The following is a 2345-nucleotide window of genomic DNA, read 5'->3' as shown; positions in this document are numbered from 1 at the left end:
TGTCATTACAGGTGGAGCATCTGGAATTGGAGCAGCAACAGCACGTTTATTTGTTTCAGAAGGGGCTAAAGTGGTGCTTGTTGATTTAAATGAGGAAAAAGGGAAAGCTTTTGAAGTAGAATTGAAAGCGCTTAACGCTGAAGCTCTTTTTATTAAAGCAAATATTACGAGTGAAGAAGAAGTAGCAAATATCTTTAAACAAACAGTTGAAACGTTTGGCAAAGTAGATGTAGTCTTCAACAATGCGGGGATCGGCCGTGTTCATCCTTCACATGAATTAGAGTACTCAGAATGGCGTAATACTGTAAATGTTGATTTAGATGGAGTCTTCTTAGTAGCACGTGAATCTATCCGTGAAATGTTAAAAACAGGTGGCGGCACGATTGTGAATACGGCATCTATGTACGGTTGGGTTGGATCACCTGGTTCAGCAGCCTATAACGCAGCAAAAGGTGGCGTGATAAACTTAACTCGTTCACTTGCGCTTGAATATGCAGAACAAAATATTCGTATTAACGCATTATGCCCTGGTTTTATTGATACACCTATTATTCCAGAAGAAAGCAAGCAAGTTCTATCTGCAGCCACACCGATGAAACGCCTTGGTCAAGCGGAAGAAATGGCAAAAGCAGTATTATTCATGGCTTCCGATGATTCTTCATTCATGACTGGTAATAGTTTAATCGTTGATGGCGGATATACGGCTCAATAATCAATTATGGGGTAGGATCTTTTACTTCAAGTTTGAAACAGGCAATAGTTCTTTGTGGATACTAGCTTTGTGGAAATTATTTGTACCATCTGGAACTAAACAGGAAAAAATGACTTTACATTGCTATATATACTTAATTAGAGATGTTTTAATTCAATATAATTCAAGGGGATATAATGATTTTCGTTATGATAATAAAGGGGGAAATTTTTCATGAGCAATCGTTTTGATGGGAAAGTGGTATTAATTACAGGTGCAGGATCTGGTTTAGGACAAGCTTCCGCTTTACAAGTAGCTAAAGAAGGAGCAAAACTTTCACTCGTTGATTTAAACGCTGCTTCATTAGAAGAAACAAAAGGGAAAGTGTTAGAAGTTGCGCCAAACGCAGAAGTATTGCTTATTACTGCAAATGTGGCAGATGAAACAGCAGTTGAAAACTATGTAAATGAAACCGTTGAGAAATTTGGGAAAATCGATGGCTTCTTCAACAACGCAGGGATCGAAGGAAAACAAAACCTAACTGAGGATTTTGGCATTGATGAGTTCCAAAAAGTAGTGAATATCAACTTAAATGGTGTTTTTTACGGAATGAAACATGTATTGAAAGTTATGAGAGAACAAGGTTTTGGCTCTATCGTTAATACTGCTTCTGTTGGTGGTATTCGTGGAGTAGGAAACCAATCTGGTTATGCAGCTAGTAAACACGGCGTGGTCGGATTAACAAGAAACTCTGGAATTGAATACGGTCAATACGGGATCAGTATTAAAGCCATTGCACCAGGGGCAATCATGACACCGATGGTCGAAGGTTCATTAAAACAAATGGATCCAGAAAACTGGGAAGAAGTAGGGAAACAATTTGTTGAGCCAAATCCAATGAAACGTTTCGGTAAACCAGAAGAAGTGGGATATTTAGTGGCATTCCTGCTATCAGATCAAGCTAATTTCATCAATGCAACCGTTATTCCAATTGATGGCGGACAATCATATAAATATTAAAAGATAATTTACCCGCTGATTTTTACTAAAAAAGGTTTAAATTTTCTAATGATACGTAGGTAAAAAGAAGACATCGTTCTAAGTTCTATGAGCGGTGTCTTCTTTTTTGATGTAAAGAAAAAATTATTTAAGTCAAATAGTCTAAAGAAGGATTTATGCACATATTCTTTAACATCTATATGACATTTGATGGAAGGGGGTATTTAAAGTGGGGATTAGGCTTATAAAAATTTCAGCCATTTACTTTGCAGTAGGTGTTTTAATCGGATATTATATGTCAACCTCTCATTCTTATGTCCTAACACCGGTTCATGTACACATTAATCTGCTTGGATGGACTGCGCTAACGTTAGCAGGCATACTTTATTATTTATTTCCAAAGCTCGCAGCTTCTAAGTTAGCAAAATGGCATTTTTGGCTGCATAATATCGGCTTGCCTATTATGATGATTGCACTAGCGATTTTAATCACAACCCAAAACGAAGCATTTACTCCAGGAACAGCCATTGGCGCTACCATCACAGTCATCGGCGTATTGCTATTTGTCTTAAATATTTTAATAAATTTAAAGGATAATAAAGAATAGAATTAATAAATGTATATAAACAAAAGGCTGGATTCAACGATATATTAA

General features: G+C 36.8%; 3 protein-coding genes. All 3 read left to right on the top strand.

All coding sequences use genetic code 11. The features are described from left to right. Positions 1-712, top strand: a 712-nt coding sequence (locus V7164_RS15915) for an SDR family NAD(P)-dependent oxidoreductase (RefSeq protein ID WP_335354563.1), incomplete at its 5' end; no start/stop codon positions are given. Positions 713-925: 213 nt separating this feature from the next. Then, on the top strand, positions 926-1711 hold the full coding sequence (locus tag V7164_RS15910) for an SDR family oxidoreductase (protein ID WP_335348080.1): 786 nt from the start codon (positions 926-928) through the stop codon (positions 1709-1711). A gap of 208 nt (positions 1712-1919) precedes the next feature. After that, positions 1920-2297 (top strand): cbb3-type cytochrome c oxidase subunit I, encoded by a 378-nt coding sequence (locus tag V7164_RS15905; RefSeq protein WP_335348079.1) that lies wholly within the window; start codon positions 1920-1922, stop codon positions 2295-2297. The last annotated feature ends 48 nt before the right edge of the window (positions 2298-2345 follow it).

This window comes from Bacillus sp. JJ1474, from assembly GCF_036965225.1.
Lineage (GTDB): Bacteria > Bacillota > Bacilli > Bacillales > Cytobacillaceae > Cytobacillus.
The sequence above is the reverse complement of the archived record's forward strand: the minus strand, read 5'-3'. Positions and strand labels throughout refer to the sequence as shown.

What these genes read in the sequence shown, in the direction of transcription:
- V7164_RS15910 (WP_335348080.1), top strand. Translation starts at nt 926, where the DNA reads ATGAGCAATCGTTTTGATGGGAAAGTGGTATTAATTACAGGTGCAGGA.